Below are 15,549 nucleotides of genomic sequence, written 5' to 3'. Positions count from 1 at the left end.
GAATAGCGCGGCTCGTCATTGCTGCACCCCGTCGCCGCCGGTCTGGATGATCGTGAACCACTTCCCGTTCACGATCTCGGTCTCCAGTTCGTGCTCGACGTAGACGACAGGCCACACGCCGCAGGCGGGGAGGAGATCGGACTTGATCTGGACCTTCCCGCCGAACTGGATGTTCGGGTTGAACAGCGTGGTCACGTCCACTGCCACCTGTCGGTAGCGCGGGTATCCGACCATGCCTGTCTGCGGGCTGATCAGCGGCACCGAGCCCTGCCGCGAACCGCCGGGCTTCCAGATCGCCAGGGTGTCCCTGTCGATGGTCATCAGGCACCGAGCGGCCTTCATCACCGAGATGGCCTGCCGGTACGCGGAGCCGGGCAGGTACGGGTTATTCAGGACGGCATCGACTCCGTTGTTCTCGAATTGCCAGCCGCCCTTCTGGCAGACCTGCTTCATCACATCGGCTGCCTTCACCGACCCGGACATCGTCGTGGGATTGACCTGCTTCACTGCTCCCGCTCCCCCCGCATGTGCTGCGACTCGGAAGCAGACAGAGGGAGCGGCCTGCATGTCGGCCCAGGCTTCGAAGATCGTGCCCGAGAAGACGATGGAGGGGGTGCCGCCTTCTTCGTAGGCGTAGAGCTTGATCAAGTTGGCCTCGCGCAGGGCGTACTGACGACCCATCGTGGTCATCTTGTTCATGTCGCTGAGCGGGATGCCGTAGATCGCCGCCTGCAACTGACCGAAATCGGGCGCGCCCGGCTGGAGGACGTGCGCCGAGACCCGCAGCCCCCTCAAATAGACGGTGTTTTTGCCGCCGCTGAAGGTGCCGTTCTTCAGCGACAACTCCACGTCGAGGCACTTGCGGGTAAAGCTCATCTGTCATCCCATTCGGCTTGATATCCGTTGATTGTTTTTCAGGCCGATCGCGCCGCCTGGGCCATCTCTTTTAGGGTGTGCGGGTTGTGCGGATTGCTGGGGACGCTGGTGGACTGGCCGTCGATCTTGGACAAGCTCCCCGCGATCAGCACCGTGCGAGACGTCATCGTCGCCGGAGCCGCCGTCAGCACCGCGACGGTGGGGTGGAAGGCGCTGAACAAGTGGCGGGACGAGACGGTCGGGAAGAGGCGGCTGGAGGTGGCCGAGGACACCCTATCTGCCTTCTACCAAGTCCAAGAGGTCATCTACGACGCGCGCTCGCCGATGATCTGGGCGAGCGAAATGGTCAAGGAAGAAGGCGTGCCGGACGAGGTGGTGGGCAACTCAGCATACGGGCCTGTCCGACGCCTACGGCAGTCCTTCGACCATATCCGCGATCTCCGCACGAAGCGGCACCGCTTCGCGGCTCTGTTCGGTCGCGAGGCTACGAAGCCCTGGGACGAGATCGAGGGCGTGCTGAACGAGATCAATGCCGCGAGCGAGACAATCCTGATGCTGCGAGGCGAGCACATCCCGGCCACGGACCCGCAGGCGAAGTTCTACCGGGAGCAGCGCCGGATCCTCGCCCGGCAGAGGGAAGATGACCCGATCACGCCGCGGGTGGACGCCGCGGTAAAGGGGATTGAGGCCGTCTGCCGGCCGATCATCCGGGCTTGGGGCCGTACCTGAGGCCCCTTCCTTTCGGGGACCCGGTTGCCGAGGTTCCCCGCCTACACCTGCAGCAGCTTCGATACCTCACGCCACTCGGCGACGACCTCCCGGACCCGGCGCATCTCAGCCTGTGCCTCCTGCGTCCGCATCCCATGGCGGTACCTGCCGTTGCGGCTACCCTTGGGCGCGCCGCTTCCCTTGGCGCCGCCGTGCTTGTGGCATCGCATCTTCCCCCGCACCGCTGGCGACAGGCACGCAGTCCCGGCCCGCGTCCGGGCACAGCATCGAGGGGTCAGCCTGAAGGGCGAGGGCTGCCGGTCCAGTGAGTTCATGGGCTTGATGTCCGGTTTCCTGCCGCCCCCCTCCCCCTTGCCGGGTCTGGGCGCCTGCGGTGGTGACGTTCCCGACGATCGCCTGACCGCCTTCGTAGACGTGGACGTGCTCGACCGTGACCTTCTGGGCCCCGCCCCGGCGTAGCTTCGACAGGGCTTCCAACTGTGCCGTGTAGGTCCGCAGCAGCTTCGTCGCGAGGGTGCCGTACCGTTCGAGGTGATCCGTCGTCTCCGCGCGCTTGGCCTTGGTCAGCATCTCCATTGCCACCTCGTGGGTGCCGACCATCTGCACCGCCAGCATGGCCTCGATCTCGTTCTCCGGCGCGATCCCGCTGACGGCGGCAAGCCCAGCGTTCAGTTCGGTGTCGTCGGGGAGAGCTTTCCCGCGCTGTCGCATGACAGCCGCCACCCGTCCGACGCTATTCTGCGCGAACTCGGCCGAGGCAGTGCCGAACGTATCGAGTAAATGCAGCACATGCCCTGCTTGGTCGCTGTGCTTGCCAGAGATGTCGAGCTTGTTGGTCCCTTCGGGCTGATCGGCGAAGGCCAAGGGCTCGGATCGCGCGTCGTAGCGCTTCATGGCCCTGTCCATGGCGTCCTTCTGGCGGCCGTCTGGCGTAGGGCGCTGCCGTTCCTCGTCCTCTTGGTTCATGATGGGCTACTCCTCATACCGCGGTCATCGTGACCGACCCATCGTCTGGATCGACATGGTCGACGCGCGGCCCGCCGATCCCGATCGCGCCCACCACATCGTCGAGACCTCGGTTGCAGGCTGCCGCGAGTGCACCGCTGGACGTGGTCGGCAAGACAAGTAGGAGGCTGCGCACCAGGACGGACACCACGGTCGTGCGCATGGTTGGATGGAATGGTGCACCCTCCCGATCGCGCTCGTAGGCCGTGACGACGTTGTCGGCGATCAGGGTAGCGAACCGCTCAAGGTCAGGACTCGGCATCATCAGAAGGCCCCATGGCATCAAGATCGAGGTAGATGCAGGACCTGAAGTGATCTCGATCTTCGCTGCTTACGAAGTAGAAACGCGCTTCGTCGTGTGAGATCCAATTCCAAGTCCACATTATACGATACGGTCCAAGCTTCGAACAGCGAGCAACCCACTTCTGGATCTCGGCATCATCACCTTTGATGCGAACTGCGAAGGGCCTCATGCTATTCGGCAGATCCTCGATGCTGGAGATCGTCATAGAAATCCGCTCCCGCTGTGATCCTTGAAGGCGTTCGCCCTGCGGATGTAGCCGACGACGGTCCGGGGATCGCGATGGCGGCTCTGGTCCATGATCCGCGCGAGATCAGCACCGCGCTCGGCCGCTGTCGTGATGTACCCAGCGCGCAGGGAGTGCGGCCCGAAGGTCGAGGCATCGAGACCGGCGGCCGAGGTGTAGTGCTTGATGATGTCGCCGACCGCCCGAGTCGTCAGCCGAGGCGGTTCTCCTCGGGCATCCAAACGCCGCATGACGCCGTACCGCGACACCGGCCGGAAGACGGGTCCCTCCGAGATCCCGGCTGCGGCGAGCCATTCCTGAACCAGCGCAACAGGCCGAACGAACCTACCGTGTGGGATCGCGATCTCCGTGCCCGCACCCTCCTGATCGGTCTTCGACTTCCGGATGCGGACCCGCAGACCTTCTGGGTGCTCAACGAGATCGGCCACGTCGAGCGCCATCAACTCGGACCGGCGGAATGCGCCCGCGAAGCCCAAGGCCAAGAGCGCGCGGTCGCGCTTTCCGGTCAGGGTGTTCGGGGTCCTGGCCAACAGCATCTGCAACACGTCCACGGTCGCAGCGGCCTTCTGGTTCGGGGCCGTGCCGATCCGGCGACGGATACCCTTCATCGTGGCGCGCACGTCCTCGTCGTCGGTGGGATCGACGGCTTTGGCGAGCTTATGGCCGTACTTAATCGCGGCGAGCCGTCGCCCGATGGTGGAGGCCGCCCGGCCCGCTTCCGCCTCGTGGACGAGGAACCCAGAGACGGACTCGGGCGTCGCGGGCAACGACCGGAACCCGTATCGGGCGCACCAGTCCTGAAACACCCGGGCGTCCGACGTGTAGGCGCGGATCGTCGAGTCCGCCTTGCTGGCCTGCTGATAGGCTCGGACGATCGCCGTCGCCTCGGCCGGTAGACCGGCGCGAATTTGCGTTGGTTCGGCTGGGAGGATTTCGGGCTCGCTCACAGCCTACTCCCAAGCTCTGCCGTCTTGCGCGCGATCTCGGTGCGTAGCTCGGCGCCGATCCGATTGGCCTCGTCTAGGTCGCCAGCTTTCCGCGCCTTCGCGATCTCGACATGTCTCCACCAAGCGCCACCGGGTCGGACCAAGTCCCATCGAGAACGATAGGCATAGGGGTCGCCGGGAACGGGCGCCTCTATCAGCCGAACGATGACCTCCAGCGGCAGGTTGTTGAAGCAGAAGTCGGCCCGCGACCGCCCGAGCGCATAGGATCGCACATTGAGGGTGTTGCAGTAGATAATCTCGCCGCCCGGCCGTTCGCTGATGAGCTTCGCCCACCAGAGGCGAGCGGCCACCCGGTCAGCCGCCCTGATGATCGCAACGCGGTGGCGCTTCTCAACTCGGTTTAGGCCAGGATAGGCGACGGGACCGAGATCGGCGACGGAGAACGCAGCATCGGGCGATGCCTCGAACGCCACTTCGATCGCCCGCTCTACCCTACCCGGCCCTCGGCTCACGGTCTCATCCTTTAAGTGTTTCCATCGCGACAGGCGTGCTCGATGGAAACGTTTAACTCTCGGGCTCGGCAGCCGCGTCGGCGCCGGTCCGGCCCATCTGATCGGCCAGATCTTCGCGCCAGTCCTTGGGCAGTGCGATGCCGCGCATCCCCATCCGCACCTCAACGGCCGCAAGGACCCGCTGCCAGTGCTCCGGCGAGATCTGCTGCGCTTCGGCACCGAGACCGAGGTTCCGGGCGGCGGCCGACGCGGCGTCCCGGAGCATGTCGAACGTGTCGGCGAGCGAGGATAGCTCTGGCTTCACTTCTTCACGGGCCTTTTGATGCGGAGTGCGTCCAACTTCTGAGAACACCGGTTACAGGAAGTTAGAGCATGACCTGAACTCCGGCAAGCTCGAACACCGTAATCCCTGAAACCCTGAATAATGCAAAAAAGGGGCTCACGCCGGAGGTGGACCTCAAGCAGGCTTAACGGTTGAGGTCAGGGCATGTACTGAAGACCGACCGCCATCGCTGCGAGCCAAGCAGCCACGATGTTCGAGTTCCCATTCCACCAAGGCGGCCCTCCAACTATCGAGCCTATCGCCCACGCGACCGCCGACGCGACGCCAACCGGAAGTGCGGCTCCGGGATCTTTAGTTTGATAGAACACGTAAAATAGGGCGATTGCTACAACGCCTGCAACCCAAACGTCTCTTATATTGATCCAAGTTTTTTTAGTCTTTAGTGCCTGAGGGATTTTCATCATCGAGCGCCTTCACGAGTTCTTGTTGTGCTTTTGATGCGTCTTTGAATTGAAAGTAGTTGAATATGCCGCCGCACAAGCACACGAACGCAACAAGTGCCGTAAGCCCAAGCCTCCAAGTCATTAGATAAACGGCAAAAGCGGGAAGAATAATATTCGTACCGGATTTAACTAAAACAAAATTCCAAGCCTGTTCTTCCTCTTTTAAGTATCTCTCCATTCTGGGAGTTGGCATCGCCGCTGCGGGGGATGAGGAGCCACTCGTCACTGTCACTCCCCCCGCTCCTGCCCACGCTCGCCGACCCGGCGCTGCACGACTGGCGGTTTCTTGTACTTCAACAGCACGTCGTTCAGCGCCTCGACCATCAGCGCCTCAAGGCTCTTGTCGTTGTCGTCTCCCAGGTCCCGCAGGGCCTTCCAGCCCGCTTTGTTGATGCGGACCTGCACCGTCTTCATGTCAACGGGCGCGCGACGCGGCGTCGGCTCGGCCGGTTGGCTGGCCTCCTGTCGCGGGGCCTCGGCTGCCGGAGTAGAGACGGCTGGAGCAGCTGAGGACGACACGGCCTTGGGCACGGCCATGCTGGCGAGCGAACCGCGAGCGGGCTTGGACATCGGGGCCTCAGTTCTTGTTGCGGGGGAAGGCGCGGGCCAACTCGGTCACGGCGGACCACATGGCCTGGATCTCGGCGGCGGCACGGCCGTCCGGCTCGTACTCCGACACGGACTGCCCAGTGATCAGCGCATGCGAGAAGCTCGCCCGCTGGGAAATCTGACCCGGGAGGACCGGGGCATCCATGTTCGCAAGGAACGCCCTGGCCTCGGTAACGATCGAGGTCTCGTTCTCGCGGGTGATCGGTGGCGCCGCGTTGATGATGCAGGCGATCGGTGCCTTGAGGGCGCGCGCCATCTCCAGGGTTGCCCCGGCGGCGCGAAGGTCGAACGGTCCCGGGCGGACCGGCACGACAGTGACGCTCGCGCGCGTCATCAGGGCTGCCATCAGCGGCGCGTTGTGTGGGGCGCTGTCGATAATGACCCAATCCATGCCCTCGGCCGCGGCTGCGTCGAGAACCCCGCTGATGCTGTTGGCGTCGGCCTGGACGAGGAGCGGCGTCTCGGCGTTGCGGCTCTGATACCAGCCCATGAGCGACCCCTGTGGGTCGGCGTCCACGAGGAGCGTTTTGCCCTCACGGTCAGCCAACGCCCCGAAGTGCGCGCTGATGGTGCTTTTGCCAGCGCCGCCTTTCTGCGTCGCCACCAGGATCACATGCATTGCGGGGTTCCGGGCTTCGGCACTTCAGGCGCTCCGGTATCATGGAAAACAGGGCTTAAGCATTCCCTGATGTGCGGGCTTCACGGGCTCTGGAATGCGCGTCTTCAGGATACGTGGAAATTCGGGATCACGGAACTCCGGATGGCGCGGTTTCAGGAAGACCGGAACCCCGGAAGGGCCGCAGGGCTACACCCGGCCGACTCCTCGATGGTGGACGCCCCCCGGCGGGCGGAGTAGGGGCAGCTCATGGCCAAAGAGATCCCCAGCGTCGGCGACCTGCGCCGGAAGTCCGAGGTGACGGACGAGGAGATCGGGGCGGCGATAGCCGCCTACCTGAAGGACGAGAACGCCAAGCCGTTCGCCTTCAAGTCTGGCCACACCATCGACGTGGCCAAGGCCATCGAGATGCATCCGCAGGCCAACAAGCTGCTGGCGGACGAGGCGACCACGCCCGGCCTGCGCCGCACGATGGTGATGACCGCCGTGATCATGGGCTTCCCGGTCCTAGGGTGATCGAGTCCGATCTCCTCACTGCCGACGAGGCAGCCAAGCTCCTGCGGATCGGGCGGCGGACCTTCGACGGTCACGTAGCCCGCGGCGACATCGCCTACATCGCGGTCGGGTTGGGCGAGAAGCGGATCCGAAAGCGGTTCGACCTCAAGGACATCGCCCGGTTCCGTGAGCGACAGCGGCGTGTCGAAGACCCGCCTCAGGCCATGCCGAGCCGCAAGCGCACCAAGGAAGCGTCCGTGGTCGAGACCATCGACTTCAAAGCTCTGTTGGAGGAGCGGCGCGCGGCCCGACGCGCTGCCCGAGAGGCGGCGCGGGAGGGCAGGTGATAGCCCCGTCGCCCGATCTGATCACGGGCTGACGGGGCTCGTGCCGTTCCTCACGGCTGGGACCAGTACGCGACGCGGCCCGAGGTAATGATGCCGAAGCGCCGTTAGTTAGGCCTCAACAGCGGTACTCGGCTGGGTCCCAGATCGGGAAGCCAGTCGGTTTTGTCGGTCGGTAATGGCGGTCCGTCCAGGCTGAGATTGGACGGACCGCCACTCCCCATCGTTCCAGTTCCGTTCTATCTCCCCCAGGGGTGATCCGGAGCGGCAGAATGGCGAGGCGAGGGATCTTCGTGCGGGCCGAGGAGGTCGCATTCCTGGAGGAGGCCCGGCGCTGGCGGCAGCAGTGCGTGCTGGTCCTTACGAGGGCCAAACCGCAAGGTCCGCTCTACAACGCGGCCTCGAAGGTAATCGAGGCGATCGACGATGTGGCGGAGGCGGTGACCGGCGATCGGCAGCAGTTCCACCAGAAGAGCCCCCGAACGCCGGGGCCTAACCTACCGCCTGTGAAGTGGCGCACCGTGGAGTAGCTCCTCCGGGCACAGCTCGATCGCCAAGAGCAACACGAGTGCGGCCTGCGTGAGCATCGACATCGGCTGCGAGGAGGCCCATATTGTCCTCAGGATTGGGGATATCCCGGTCGGCAAGGGGGTTCCGGGTTCGCCCGGACCCCCTTGTTTTTTCAGGGGAACATCTTCAACCCGGAATGGCCGGTCAGCTTGGGGATGAGCACCTCGAACGCTCGGTTTGGCTGAGTGGGTCGGAGAGCCCGCAACCCGCAGGGGCGAGCGACGAGATCCGCCAATTGTAGTCCGGCAGCGTTCGCATCCTTGCGCGCGAACACGGGCTCGAACCGAGCGTAGGAGAAGTCGGGCGAACGGTAGCCCCAGTTGGCTTGGTTCGCGGTGATCCGGCGAAATTCCAACTCCAGGTCGGCGTCCTCGTTCTTGCCCCGGCTCTCGAAGACGACGTGGACGAGCCGCCCCTCCTGCTCGTGACGCTGGAGGCAGTTGAGCAGACGCTCCATGCAGAAGCGCAGCGCGATCTCGTAGGGGCTCCACGGGTTCGCGTACTTGGCTTTGAGCCTGAGCTTGTCGATGGTCCCGACGCAGAGGCGGAATGGGGCCGCGCCGATCACCCCCGTGAGATTGGCCATGAAGTCGGCGTTGGTGGCTGGGTCCGCCAGCATCGCGAAGGGGCCGATCTTCTTCCGGATGTCGCGCTCGTGAAACACGACCTGATCATGACCCCAGTAGGCGAACTTGAGCCGCTGGAGGGCAGGCGTCACCGTACCCACGTACTCGTCACGGGTCATGACGATGAAGGCGAGCGCGAAGATGGGGTAGCCCGCATCGATCGTGACGAGGCCGTGGTCACCGCTCTCGTCGGCGTACACGACGAGGTCCGACAGCGTGTTGGGATCAATGCGGGCGCGGCTCACGCCGACAAGCTTAGCAGCGAACGCCATGCCTGTCGGGGTCTATCTACTCCGGCGCGTAGACACCGAACGCCGGGATCGCGGGATCGTCGAAGCACATCCTGACGACGCGTTCGCCCAGCGGGTACATCTCGCGCAGGCCCACCGTGAGGCCCAAGGGTTCTTCAGTTGCCCGTTCCGCCGGATCGTACCAGCCGTCGTCGAGCGTCGCCACGACCATCCCGGTTCGCTCAAGCTCGTTGGCGGGGGCGATCCAGGAACTGAGCGGCATGCTGGCGTACATCAGCATCGTGAAGTGGTAGGTCTTCCGCACGTCGCCCTCGACCGCTGCAAGCTCCTGCGGGGTGAGGCGGTCGTTTTGAGCCCGATAGATGGTCTGCAACAGGTGCAGCGCCGGTTCGGTCAGCGCATCGAGCGCGCGGGCGATCTCCAGCCGCTCGGCCGGTAGCAGGGTGGAGGTGCCCAACTCCGCAACCGCTCTGGCCAAGGCGTCGGCCATGCGCGGGTTCGTCTCCGTCAGCATCCGCCGGATCGCCGCCTGCGCAGAGAGTTGGTAGACCTCATCCGCCTTGAGCCGCTCACGGGCTCCAGCTTCCATCCGATCGATGCGTTCGCCGAGTTCGCCGAGCAGTCGGTCCGTCAGCCGCGCATTTCCGTAATCGACGGCGGCCTGCCCGAAATCGAAGACCAGGGCGGCCCATGGGATGGTGCTCAAGGCCGCCTTGGCGCCGATCACGCCGACCTTCTGGAGAACCTGTGCACCCGCGCCCATCGAGGCGGTGCTGTTTCGGCTCGGGGTGATCTCGTCGCTCAACCTGCGGCTCCTACGGTAGGCGTCGGTCCCGCCTGACGGCGGACGGCTGACGCCGTCTCGGGCTCATCGAAGAATTAGGCAGCCAGCCATTCCAGCAGGTTCGTCGCCGCACTCCGGCTCAAGCCGAACCGGCCCTGGAGCGCATTCGCGAGTTGCGGACGGCTGATCCCGATCTGATCGGCCACCGCCTGCTGCGTCATCTGCCGAACCCGCTGCGCGTCGCGGACGGCGCGCTTGAGCCCCTCAGGCAGGACACCGCCGTCGTAGGCCGTAACTACTTCGTTGATCTGCTTCCACTCTCCGCCGCCGAGTAGGTCGGGGTGCTCAAAGACCCCATCTTCCGGCAGCGGCAGCGCGCGGGCATGACCAACCGGGACCACCCTCGTCTTGGCTCCGGGCGTATGCCCGACAGCGCTGACGGTAGGGTTCGGGCTGGCGTTTCTCGCTGGACCCGGAGCGGTCTGTTCTGTGAGGTGAGACTGGCCCGTGATGGGCTGTAGGTACTTTGTACCTGCTCGCAACGAAACAGTCTCACGGTCTCGGATCTGCGCGGGGAGCATGCCCGCCTTCTGCATCCGGTAGTAGGTCGGGCGGCTGATCCCGAGCGCGTCCCAGGGCTTCAACTGCGCCTTCGACTGCTCGCGGGGACGAGACCCCTTGGCCACCCGGCGAGCCTTCTCCTGGGCCGCTCGGCGCTCCCGCCGGTACTTCTCGAACTGCCGCGAGGTCATGCCCACCGGCCTGAACCGGGTGATGCCCAGGCTCTCGCGCTCCGGCACTGTGAGCTGGAGTAGGGTCCCCAATTCGGTGGCGTTCGGCCAGAGGCGCTTGTCGAGGTTGCGCTGCTGAGCCTCCTCGACGCAGCCGTTGACCGTGGCCCGATCAAGCCGGGGCACCATCCTGTTGGCCCACGTAGCAACGTCCTGATCGAGATCCTCGCCGTCGAACCCCCCAGCCTTCGTGATGAGCGAGGGGAGCGCGGCTCGCAGGTAGATCTCGCCGTCGTCGGTATTGCAGGCACCTGAGTGGCGAAGCTGGATCAGCGCGCCGATCTCGTGGAGCGTCTGGCGTTCGGTCGTCCAGTTCGAGCGCTTGTTGCGGCGACGCCGGATTTGCCGTTCGACAGCGAGGGCCTCGGTCTGGGCCTTGGCCCTCTCCATCACCTGGGCGTTGAAGCGGTCCCAGATGCTGCACATTGGGGGCGGCTCGGTCTCGCGGCGGACTCTCATGCCGCCTCCAAGTCGAGGCGGAGTTGAACCGGCTTGTTCGGGAGTGGCGGCTGGGCCGCGTCGCGCGCGTCCAAGACCTGTCGGGTCGCGTTGATGAGTTGGACGAGAGTGTCATGATCGCGGAAGCCGCGGTCGTGCCAAAGGTACAGTCCTACCGTTTCGTCCGAGATTTTTGCGCTGGGGTGAGACTTTGCTCGCTGGCCAAGAACATCGGCAGCGGTCTGGGCGATCGAACGGGCGAGGGCGTCGAGCACTGCTATCCCTGGGCGGCTATAACTTGATTTGGGGTTCGAACCGCATAGCTCAAGTGTCTGTCGTCTCAGTGTTCATCCCGCGTCCCATCCTCGCGCAGCCGGAACCGTAGCCCTGACCCGCCGCCGTTCTCGGGGATGAACTCCAGCCCGCCCTTCTCGAACGCCTCGATCAACAACCGCGCGTTCGCGCTGATCATCCGCCCCGTTTCCGGCTTGGCCTCGAAAGCGTTGATCGTCGGCTCCGGTACGCCGGACGCCTCCGCCAGATCGGCTTGGCGCCAGCCGAGTAAAGCTCTGCCTGCGCGACAGAGGCGTGGTGTGAGGCGGAGCGGCTTCGATGACATCACGATCGCGGAGGGTTTCTGGCCCAGTGAAGATAGGCGACGCCGCCGTCAAAAGCAATGTCTCTCACATAGGGCTATTGACAGGACACCGGAAAGGCGTATCCTATGTCTCGGACACAGGGATAGGTATCTCAATGCCCTACCGCACCGTTTCTTGGACCCGCCTTTCCCGTTGCCTGCACGACGCGCGCCCGAAGATCCCCGCCGGGCTCCTCAGCGCCCGCGTCATGATTGAACTCGGCGCCCGTACTCGCCCCCTCGTGGTCACTGGCCGCTACGATCGTACCGCGATCATGGCTGCTGCATGCAAGGCCGCGATCGGCATTCAGGAGCGCTGCGGCGTCTCCCGCGCGGAGGCGATGTCGTCCGCCCTCAAGGCTACGTGGCAGGTCGCCAAGGCCGCCCGGCGCACCAGCACGCACTGATCCCCATGGGCCTACTGACTTTCTGAAGGCCGCAATCCCTGAAGCACTGAACCACTGGAGCCCTGAATTATGGGAACGATGACGCACGCCCGCATGGTGAACTCGGGCCGGCACGCCTTTCCGGGCGGCCGGATGCCTCCTGCTGCCCAGCCCATCCCGCGCGAGGAGTTCGAGCGGCTCGCCGATCTGGCCCTCGACATCGTCGATCGGATTGTCGCGCTCCTCAACGCCGAAGACGGTGACCCAGACCGCGAGGACGGTGGTGATGCCGAGCCGAGCCTCGGCGCGCCGGAAGGTCACGCCTCCCAGGTCATCTGGTTACGGGGAGGGGACCGAGACCTCGAAGGGACCGCGCCGGAGCAGGCGTAGAGGGCCGAGCTACGGGCCTACCGGGGCTTCGGCTTCTTCCGGGCTCGGGGCGCAGAAGCATATTGGGCCTGATGATAGGCACGGCTGCGCTCCCGAGCGGCCTCCAGGCGTCGGAGGCCATCGGAGAAATCGCTCTCTCCTCGGCACTGCTGCGGGTTCTGATTGAGCAGCATGGAGGCGACCACCTGCAAGCACGCGCGCCGGATATCTTGCTCGGCGAGATCGCGGTCGATCGTACCGTCCGCTTCCCAGCGGGCTTCGTCCTCCGGGCTCCTTTTGATCCAGGGACGGTACTCTTTGTAGGCAGCCTCGGGGTCCAGCATCTTGTTGAGGCTCCAACTCGGTACGCCGTGCCCGGCGGCATCGCGGTAGGCATCCAGCGCTCTTATGCAGTCCAACATCTGGGTCCCAAGTTCAGCCTAGGAACCTGCCCCGCGGGTCACCCGCATGACGTTGGCGGCCAAGCGCCGGAGCGCGTGCTTTACCTCGGCCTCTGCCTGCTGCGTCCGGATCTCGGCCTCGTGAGTCCGGATCTCGGCCTCGGATCGCTCGCTGACAACCCGCATGCCCTCACCCCCGTTCTGGAGGCAGAGCCATCACCAGGCGGCTCTTGCCTCCCCCAGTTTCGGGGAGACGATGCTGCAAAGACAAGAGGTCAATCGGCGGTAGTGGACCTCGACGGAGCCGAGTCCGTCTTCGGCCTGGAGCAGGTGTCGTGTCAGCCGTTTTGGATTTCCGCGGCAATGTAAGATCCGCCGCGGTGCCGGACACAAAAGACGAAGCCGGTTCGGGAGCAAAGGTACCGCGCTGCCGACATGCACCCGCCGTGAGAGCACCCGGCCACGACATGGTCAGGTTGGGTTCGCCTCTCTTTGATAGGGTCTGGGATAATGCTCTTTGATTTCTCCTGGATACATGGGGGCTGACCCTTTACCCACGGCTTGGACTGACCTTCTGTCCGGGTAATGGACTGATGGATTGGCCCCTCCCCGGTCAGAAGCTCTGCCCAGCTATCGAACTGACCGTCTGCCCAGGCCTGGCTCGCGGCTCGGAGATCGTCCGGGGTCAGCCGGATCCCAGGCCGGGACCTGAAGCCCTGCATAGCCATTCGCTGACGGATGCTGTGATACGGGATGCCGCCCTCCGGGTGCTTCTCCGACATCACGTTCTCGGCTGGCTTGGCGTCGGGATCGGCGGGACTTTCCTCGCCCGCGGGCGACGGCTGCGATGCCGTGGCGGCTACGCTGGCCGTCGACTCGGCGACCAGGCTTGAAGCTGGCTCGGGGACGGACCGCGAAGCCGAACGGGGCTCGACGGGGGCAGGTGCGGTGTTCTCGGCTTTGACCTCGCCAGCCTTGGGCGCCGCCTTCGCTGCCGCTCGCTGCCTCGGGTTGACGCCCTTTGGAACGCCTCCGCGCCGTGCCCGGGGTTCCTGATGTTCGATCTCGGGGTTGAGCACCGGATAGATCACCCGCATGGGCCTGCCCCGGATCGGCTCTTCGATGCGGAGGATGTGGCCGCTGGTCTCAAGCTCCGAGAGGCCCTGTTTGATGCTGGAGGTGCTGACAGCGGCCGACTTTGCCATCGTGGATTTGGTCTGCCAGCACCCCCCATTGGTGGCATTGAAGCCGAAGCTTAGGACCAGCGCCGTGCGAAGCGCACCGCACGACACTCGCTTGTCTGAGGCGACATTCAGAAGCCAACTCTGCATGGCTATTGGCTTCTTGCCGGGCGCCCACGTGAGGGGCTGGTAGGGACCTTCCTCCAACATCGACCCATCCTCCGGGACCGAACGTCGGCCCGGTGAGCCTGTACAGAAAAGCGACGCAAAACCCTGAGGAGGGACGGCGGGGATGCTGAACCATCCTTGGCCGCGCCCGAGAACGCCACCGGCTCGCAGCTCACATGGCTGCGCGGGAACGACCAGGATCGCGAGGCCGAGGCGCCCGAGACCGTACTGCCGGAGATGGCGGCCGAGCCCTTGCCCGAGGCGACGATCCTGCCCTGGCGCGGCCGAGGCAACGTCATTGCGGCGGCCGGCACGCTCCTCCTCGACCTGCTGGAGCGGGCCTGATGCCGAGGTCTGCTGAGGGTGGATTTCTGCCGGTCCGCTTTCGGGTGGGAGTTGGCAGAAGTAGACACTGCCATCGCGCTCGCTCACGACCAGAAGCAGCCGTACCGGGGGCGGCAAGCTGCACGGGACCCTCAATCGTTGCAAGCACAGTGTGCAACGACCCGCTCGACCAGTCGATCGGCGGTGAGGGCTGCCTCCGGGTGATCCAGTCTCAGCGCGGCCTGGGGCATCTCGGGGCATTCGGCCTCGGCCAGATCCTGCACGAGGCCGAGGCCACCGCGTGCCGTGATCGCACGCATGCCCCCAGCCCCGTCCCTATTGCCGCCGGCCTGCCGCTACGTCACGCACAGGAGGAGCCTGACAGGGGGGCGCAAGCTGGACGGGACCCTCCGTCATTGCAAGAACCGTAGGCGACGACCCGCTCGACCAGTCGGTGGGCGGTGAGGGTTGCATCCGGGTGATCCAGCCTCCGCGCGGCATGGGGCGTCTCGGGGCATTCGGCCTCGGCCAGATCTTGCACGAGGCCGAGGCCACCGCGTGCCGTGATCGCACGCATGCCCTCAGCCCCGTCGCTATTGCCGCCGCTGAGCACGATCCCGATGACGCGCTTCCCGTAAGCCTCGGCGGCTGAAAAGAACAACGGATCGGCCGCTGGGCGGGTGAAGTGCACCTTGTTCCCCTGATCGAGAAGGATTGCACCGAAACCCAATCGCATATGGTGGTCGGGTGGTGCGACGTAGATGTGGCTGCGCTCGATGACCTCCCCGTGCCGCCCGAAGGTGGCTGGAAGACTGCCGCGCCGACTAAGGATGTCGGGGAGGACGCTCGGGTTCGCCCCGATGTGCTGCACGACGAACACGGAGGCGCGGAGATTTGATGGCAAAGCCTCGACGATCTGCTTGAGCGGTTTGAGGCCGCCGGCAGAGCTGGCGATGACGATGATGGCGCCCATTTGCTTGCTACAATCGACCGGGGGCAAGCGCGGTTCAGTTGTGCCTGGCCGAATGTCCGAGCTACGCGGCAGCTTCGGCCGCCTTCCGCTCCGGCGCCTTATCGATGACGATGAGCACAGAGGCGGTCAGTATGCTCATGCCAGCTTCGTCGCGAACCTCGGCCCGGTACTGAGCAGCGGGCC

At 65.0% G+C, this 15,549-nt stretch carries 25 protein-coding genes and 1 pseudogene; 7 read left to right on the top strand and 19 right to left on the bottom strand.

Annotated features, from left to right (window positions below; genetic code table 11):
- Positions 1–15 precede the first annotated feature (15 nt).
- Positions 16–843, bottom strand: a complete 828-nt coding sequence (locus MKK88_RS09595; RefSeq protein ID WP_243999082.1) for a baseplate hub protein — start codon at positions 841–843, stop codon at positions 16–18.
- A gap of 159 nt (positions 844–1,002) precedes the next feature.
- Between MKK88_RS09595 and MKK88_RS09590 the strand changes: the two genes are divergently transcribed.
- Positions 1,003–1,605 (top strand): hypothetical protein, encoded by a 603-nt coding sequence (locus MKK88_RS09590; RefSeq protein WP_243999080.1) that lies wholly within the window; start codon positions 1,003–1,005, stop codon positions 1,603–1,605.
- Between the two features lie 156 nt (positions 1,606–1,761).
- Here MKK88_RS09590 and MKK88_RS09585 read toward each other — a convergent pair whose 3' ends face one another.
- The 8 genes from MKK88_RS09585 to MKK88_RS09550 all read right to left on the bottom strand — a co-directional run bounded on the left by MKK88_RS09585 (position 1,762) and on the right by MKK88_RS09550 (position 6,631).
- Positions 1,762–2,571 carry a hypothetical protein gene (locus MKK88_RS09585; RefSeq protein ID WP_243999078.1) on the bottom strand — a complete coding sequence of 270 codons (810 nt, stop codon included), beginning with the start codon at positions 2,569–2,571 and terminating at the stop codon, positions 1,762–1,764.
- Between the two features lie 13 nt (positions 2,572–2,584).
- A complete protein-coding gene (locus MKK88_RS09580; protein ID WP_243999075.1) occupies positions 2,585–2,875 on the bottom strand; it encodes a hypothetical protein in 291 nt (96 codons plus the stop codon).
- Between the two features lie 240 nt (positions 2,876–3,115).
- Complete coding sequence (locus MKK88_RS34075; RefSeq protein ID WP_243999073.1) at positions 3,116–4,105, bottom strand: site-specific integrase; 990 nt, start codon at positions 4,103–4,105, stop codon at positions 3,116–3,118.
- Positions 4,102–4,578, bottom strand: coding sequence for a hypothetical protein (locus MKK88_RS09570; RefSeq protein WP_243999071.1), 477 nt, complete (start codon positions 4,576–4,578; stop codon positions 4,102–4,104). Before MKK88_RS09570 ends, MKK88_RS34075 begins: the two co-directional genes overlap by 4 nt.
- A gap of 91 nt (positions 4,579–4,669) precedes the next feature.
- On the bottom strand, positions 4,670–4,921 hold the full coding sequence (locus MKK88_RS09565) for a hypothetical protein (protein ID WP_243999068.1): 252 nt from the start codon (positions 4,919–4,921) through the stop codon (positions 4,670–4,672).
- Positions 4,922–5,332: 411 nt separating this feature from the next.
- On the bottom strand, positions 5,333–5,635 hold the full coding sequence (locus MKK88_RS09560; protein ID WP_243999066.1) for a hypothetical protein: 303 nt from the start codon (positions 5,633–5,635) through the stop codon (positions 5,333–5,335).
- Positions 5,632–5,973 carry a ribbon-helix-helix domain-containing protein gene (locus tag MKK88_RS09555; RefSeq protein ID WP_243999064.1) on the bottom strand — a complete coding sequence of 114 codons (342 nt, stop codon included), beginning with the start codon at positions 5,971–5,973 and terminating at the stop codon, positions 5,632–5,634. Before MKK88_RS09555 ends, MKK88_RS09560 begins: the two co-directional genes overlap by 4 nt.
- 7 nt (positions 5,974–5,980) lie before the next feature.
- A complete protein-coding gene (locus MKK88_RS09550) occupies positions 5,981–6,631 on the bottom strand; it encodes an AAA family ATPase (protein ID WP_243999062.1) in 651 nt (216 codons plus the stop codon).
- 246 nt (positions 6,632–6,877) lie between these two features.
- On the opposite strand from MKK88_RS09550, the gene MKK88_RS09545 reads away from it, so the two are divergent.
- The 3 genes from MKK88_RS09545 to MKK88_RS09535 all read left to right on the top strand — a co-directional run bounded on the left by MKK88_RS09545 (position 6,878) and on the right by MKK88_RS09535 (position 7,997).
- A complete protein-coding gene (locus MKK88_RS09545; RefSeq protein WP_243999060.1) occupies positions 6,878–7,144 on the top strand; it encodes a hypothetical protein in 267 nt (88 codons plus the stop codon).
- Entirely contained in the window at positions 7,141–7,470 is a 330-nt protein-coding gene (locus MKK88_RS09540) for a helix-turn-helix domain-containing protein (protein WP_243999058.1), read from the top strand. The genes MKK88_RS09545 and MKK88_RS09540 overlap by 4 nt, the downstream gene beginning before the upstream one ends.
- 269 nt (positions 7,471–7,739) lie before the next feature.
- On the top strand, positions 7,740–7,997 hold the full coding sequence (locus tag MKK88_RS09535) for a hypothetical protein (RefSeq protein WP_243999055.1): 258 nt from the start codon (positions 7,740–7,742) through the stop codon (positions 7,995–7,997).
- Between the two features lie 152 nt (positions 7,998–8,149).
- On the opposite strand, the gene MKK88_RS09530 is transcribed toward MKK88_RS09535, so the two are convergent.
- From MKK88_RS09530 to MKK88_RS34070, 5 genes are all read right to left on the bottom strand, one after another.
- Positions 8,150–8,935: a DUF3800 domain-containing protein gene (locus tag MKK88_RS09530; RefSeq protein ID WP_243999053.1), complete on the bottom strand. Its 786-nt coding sequence runs from the start codon at positions 8,933–8,935 to the stop codon at positions 8,150–8,152.
- Positions 8,936–8,951: 16 nt separating this feature from the next.
- Positions 8,952–9,641 carry a hypothetical protein gene (locus MKK88_RS09525; protein ID WP_243999051.1) on the bottom strand — a complete coding sequence of 230 codons (690 nt, stop codon included), beginning with the start codon at positions 9,639–9,641 and terminating at the stop codon, positions 8,952–8,954.
- Between the two features lie 152 nt (positions 9,642–9,793).
- A complete protein-coding gene (locus tag MKK88_RS09520; protein ID WP_243999049.1) occupies positions 9,794–10,948 on the bottom strand; it encodes a transcriptional regulator in 1,155 nt (384 codons plus the stop codon).
- Positions 10,945–11,202, bottom strand: a complete 258-nt coding sequence (locus MKK88_RS09515; protein ID WP_243999046.1) for a hypothetical protein — start codon at positions 11,200–11,202, stop codon at positions 10,945–10,947. Before MKK88_RS09515 ends, MKK88_RS09520 begins: the two co-directional genes overlap by 4 nt.
- Positions 11,203–11,267: 65 nt before the next feature.
- Entirely contained in the window at positions 11,268–11,399 is a 132-nt protein-coding gene (locus MKK88_RS34070; protein WP_313902306.1) for a hypothetical protein, read from the bottom strand.
- A gap of 281 nt (positions 11,400–11,680) precedes the next feature.
- Between MKK88_RS34070 and MKK88_RS09505 the strand changes: the two genes are divergently transcribed.
- Both MKK88_RS09505 and MKK88_RS09500 read left to right on the top strand, forming a co-directional pair.
- Positions 11,681–11,971, top strand: a complete 291-nt coding sequence (locus tag MKK88_RS09505; RefSeq protein WP_243999041.1) for a hypothetical protein — start codon at positions 11,681–11,683, stop codon at positions 11,969–11,971.
- Between the two features lie 78 nt (positions 11,972–12,049).
- Positions 12,050–12,340, top strand: coding sequence for a hypothetical protein (locus MKK88_RS09500; RefSeq protein ID WP_243999039.1), 291 nt, complete (start codon positions 12,050–12,052; stop codon positions 12,338–12,340).
- Between the two features lie 17 nt (positions 12,341–12,357).
- Here the strand turns inward: MKK88_RS09500 and MKK88_RS09495 are convergent, their stop codons facing one another.
- The 3 genes from MKK88_RS09495 to MKK88_RS09485 form a co-directional block, all read right to left on the bottom strand.
- Complete coding sequence (locus tag MKK88_RS09495; protein WP_243999037.1) at positions 12,358–12,663, bottom strand: hypothetical protein; 306 nt, start codon at positions 12,661–12,663, stop codon at positions 12,358–12,360.
- A 96-nt stretch (positions 12,664–12,759) separates the two neighbouring features.
- Positions 12,760–12,906 carry a hypothetical protein gene (locus MKK88_RS09490; protein WP_243999035.1) on the bottom strand — a complete coding sequence of 49 codons (147 nt, stop codon included), beginning with the start codon at positions 12,904–12,906 and terminating at the stop codon, positions 12,760–12,762.
- Positions 12,907–13,058: 152 nt separating this feature from the next.
- Positions 13,059–14,111, bottom strand: coding sequence for a hypothetical protein (locus tag MKK88_RS09485; RefSeq protein WP_243999033.1), 1,053 nt, complete (start codon positions 14,109–14,111; stop codon positions 13,059–13,061).
- Between the two features lie 96 nt (positions 14,112–14,207).
- On the opposite strand from MKK88_RS09485, the gene MKK88_RS09480 reads away from it, so the two are divergent.
- Positions 14,208–14,414 (top strand): hypothetical protein, encoded by a 207-nt coding sequence (locus tag MKK88_RS09480; protein WP_243999030.1) that lies wholly within the window; start codon positions 14,208–14,210, stop codon positions 14,412–14,414.
- Positions 14,415–14,545: 131 nt separating this feature from the next.
- Here MKK88_RS09480 and MKK88_RS09475 read toward each other — a convergent pair.
- Positions 14,546–14,728, bottom strand: a pseudogene (locus MKK88_RS09475) (chemotaxis protein CheB); the annotation flags it as partial.
- Between the two features lie 26 nt (positions 14,729–14,754).
- The gene (locus MKK88_RS09470) at positions 14,755–15,366 is read right to left on the bottom strand and encodes a chemotaxis protein CheB (protein ID WP_243999026.1); all 612 of its coding nucleotides are present in this window, start codon (positions 15,364–15,366) and stop codon (positions 14,755–14,757) included.
- Positions 15,367–15,549: the final 183 nt, after the last annotated feature.

It is taken from the genome of Methylobacterium sp. E-005, assembly GCF_022829725.1.
In the GTDB taxonomy this organism is placed as follows: domain Bacteria; phylum Pseudomonadota; class Alphaproteobacteria; order Rhizobiales; family Beijerinckiaceae; genus Methylobacterium.
Note: the sequence above shows the minus strand (reverse complement) of the source record. Positions and strands in the feature narration are given on the sequence as shown.

Coding starts and splice junctions, on each gene's coding strand:
- MKK88_RS09500 (WP_243999039.1), top strand. CDS start 12,050: ATGACGCACGCCCGCATGGTGAACTCGGGCCGGCACGCCTTTCCGGGC.
- MKK88_RS09585 (WP_243999078.1), bottom strand. CDS start 2,571: ATGAACCAAGAGGACGAGGAACGGCAGCGCCCTACGCCAGACGGCCGC.
- MKK88_RS09485 (WP_243999033.1), bottom strand. CDS start 14,111: ATGTTGGAGGAAGGTCCCTACCAGCCCCTCACGTGGGCGCCCGGCAAG.
- MKK88_RS09555 (WP_243999064.1), bottom strand. CDS start 5,973: ATGTCCAAGCCCGCTCGCGGTTCGCTCGCCAGCATGGCCGTGCCCAAG.
- MKK88_RS09535 (WP_243999055.1), top strand. CDS start 7,740: ATGGCGAGGCGAGGGATCTTCGTGCGGGCCGAGGAGGTCGCATTCCTG.
- MKK88_RS09505 (WP_243999041.1), top strand. CDS start 11,681: ATGCCCTACCGCACCGTTTCTTGGACCCGCCTTTCCCGTTGCCTGCAC.
- MKK88_RS09520 (WP_243999049.1), bottom strand. CDS start 10,948: ATGAGAGTCCGCCGCGAGACCGAGCCGCCCCCAATGTGCAGCATCTGG.
- MKK88_RS09530 (WP_243999053.1), bottom strand. CDS start 8,935: ATGGCGTTCGCTGCTAAGCTTGTCGGCGTGAGCCGCGCCCGCATTGAT.
- MKK88_RS09495 (WP_243999037.1), bottom strand. CDS start 12,663: ATGCTGGACCCCGAGGCTGCCTACAAAGAGTACCGTCCCTGGATCAAA.
- MKK88_RS09470 (WP_243999026.1), bottom strand. CDS start 15,366: ATGGGCGCCATCATCGTCATCGCCAGCTCTGCCGGCGGCCTCAAACCG.
- MKK88_RS09490 (WP_243999035.1), bottom strand. CDS start 12,906: ATGCGGGTTGTCAGCGAGCGATCCGAGGCCGAGATCCGGACTCACGAG.
- MKK88_RS34070 (WP_313902306.1), bottom strand. CDS start 11,399: ATGATCAGCGCGAACGCGCGGTTGTTGATCGAGGCGTTCGAGAAGGGC.
- MKK88_RS09550 (WP_243999062.1), bottom strand. CDS start 6,631: ATGCATGTGATCCTGGTGGCGACGCAGAAAGGCGGCGCTGGCAAAAGC.
- MKK88_RS09580 (WP_243999075.1), bottom strand. CDS start 2,875: ATGATGCCGAGTCCTGACCTTGAGCGGTTCGCTACCCTGATCGCCGAC.
- MKK88_RS09545 (WP_243999060.1), top strand. CDS start 6,878: ATGGCCAAAGAGATCCCCAGCGTCGGCGACCTGCGCCGGAAGTCCGAG.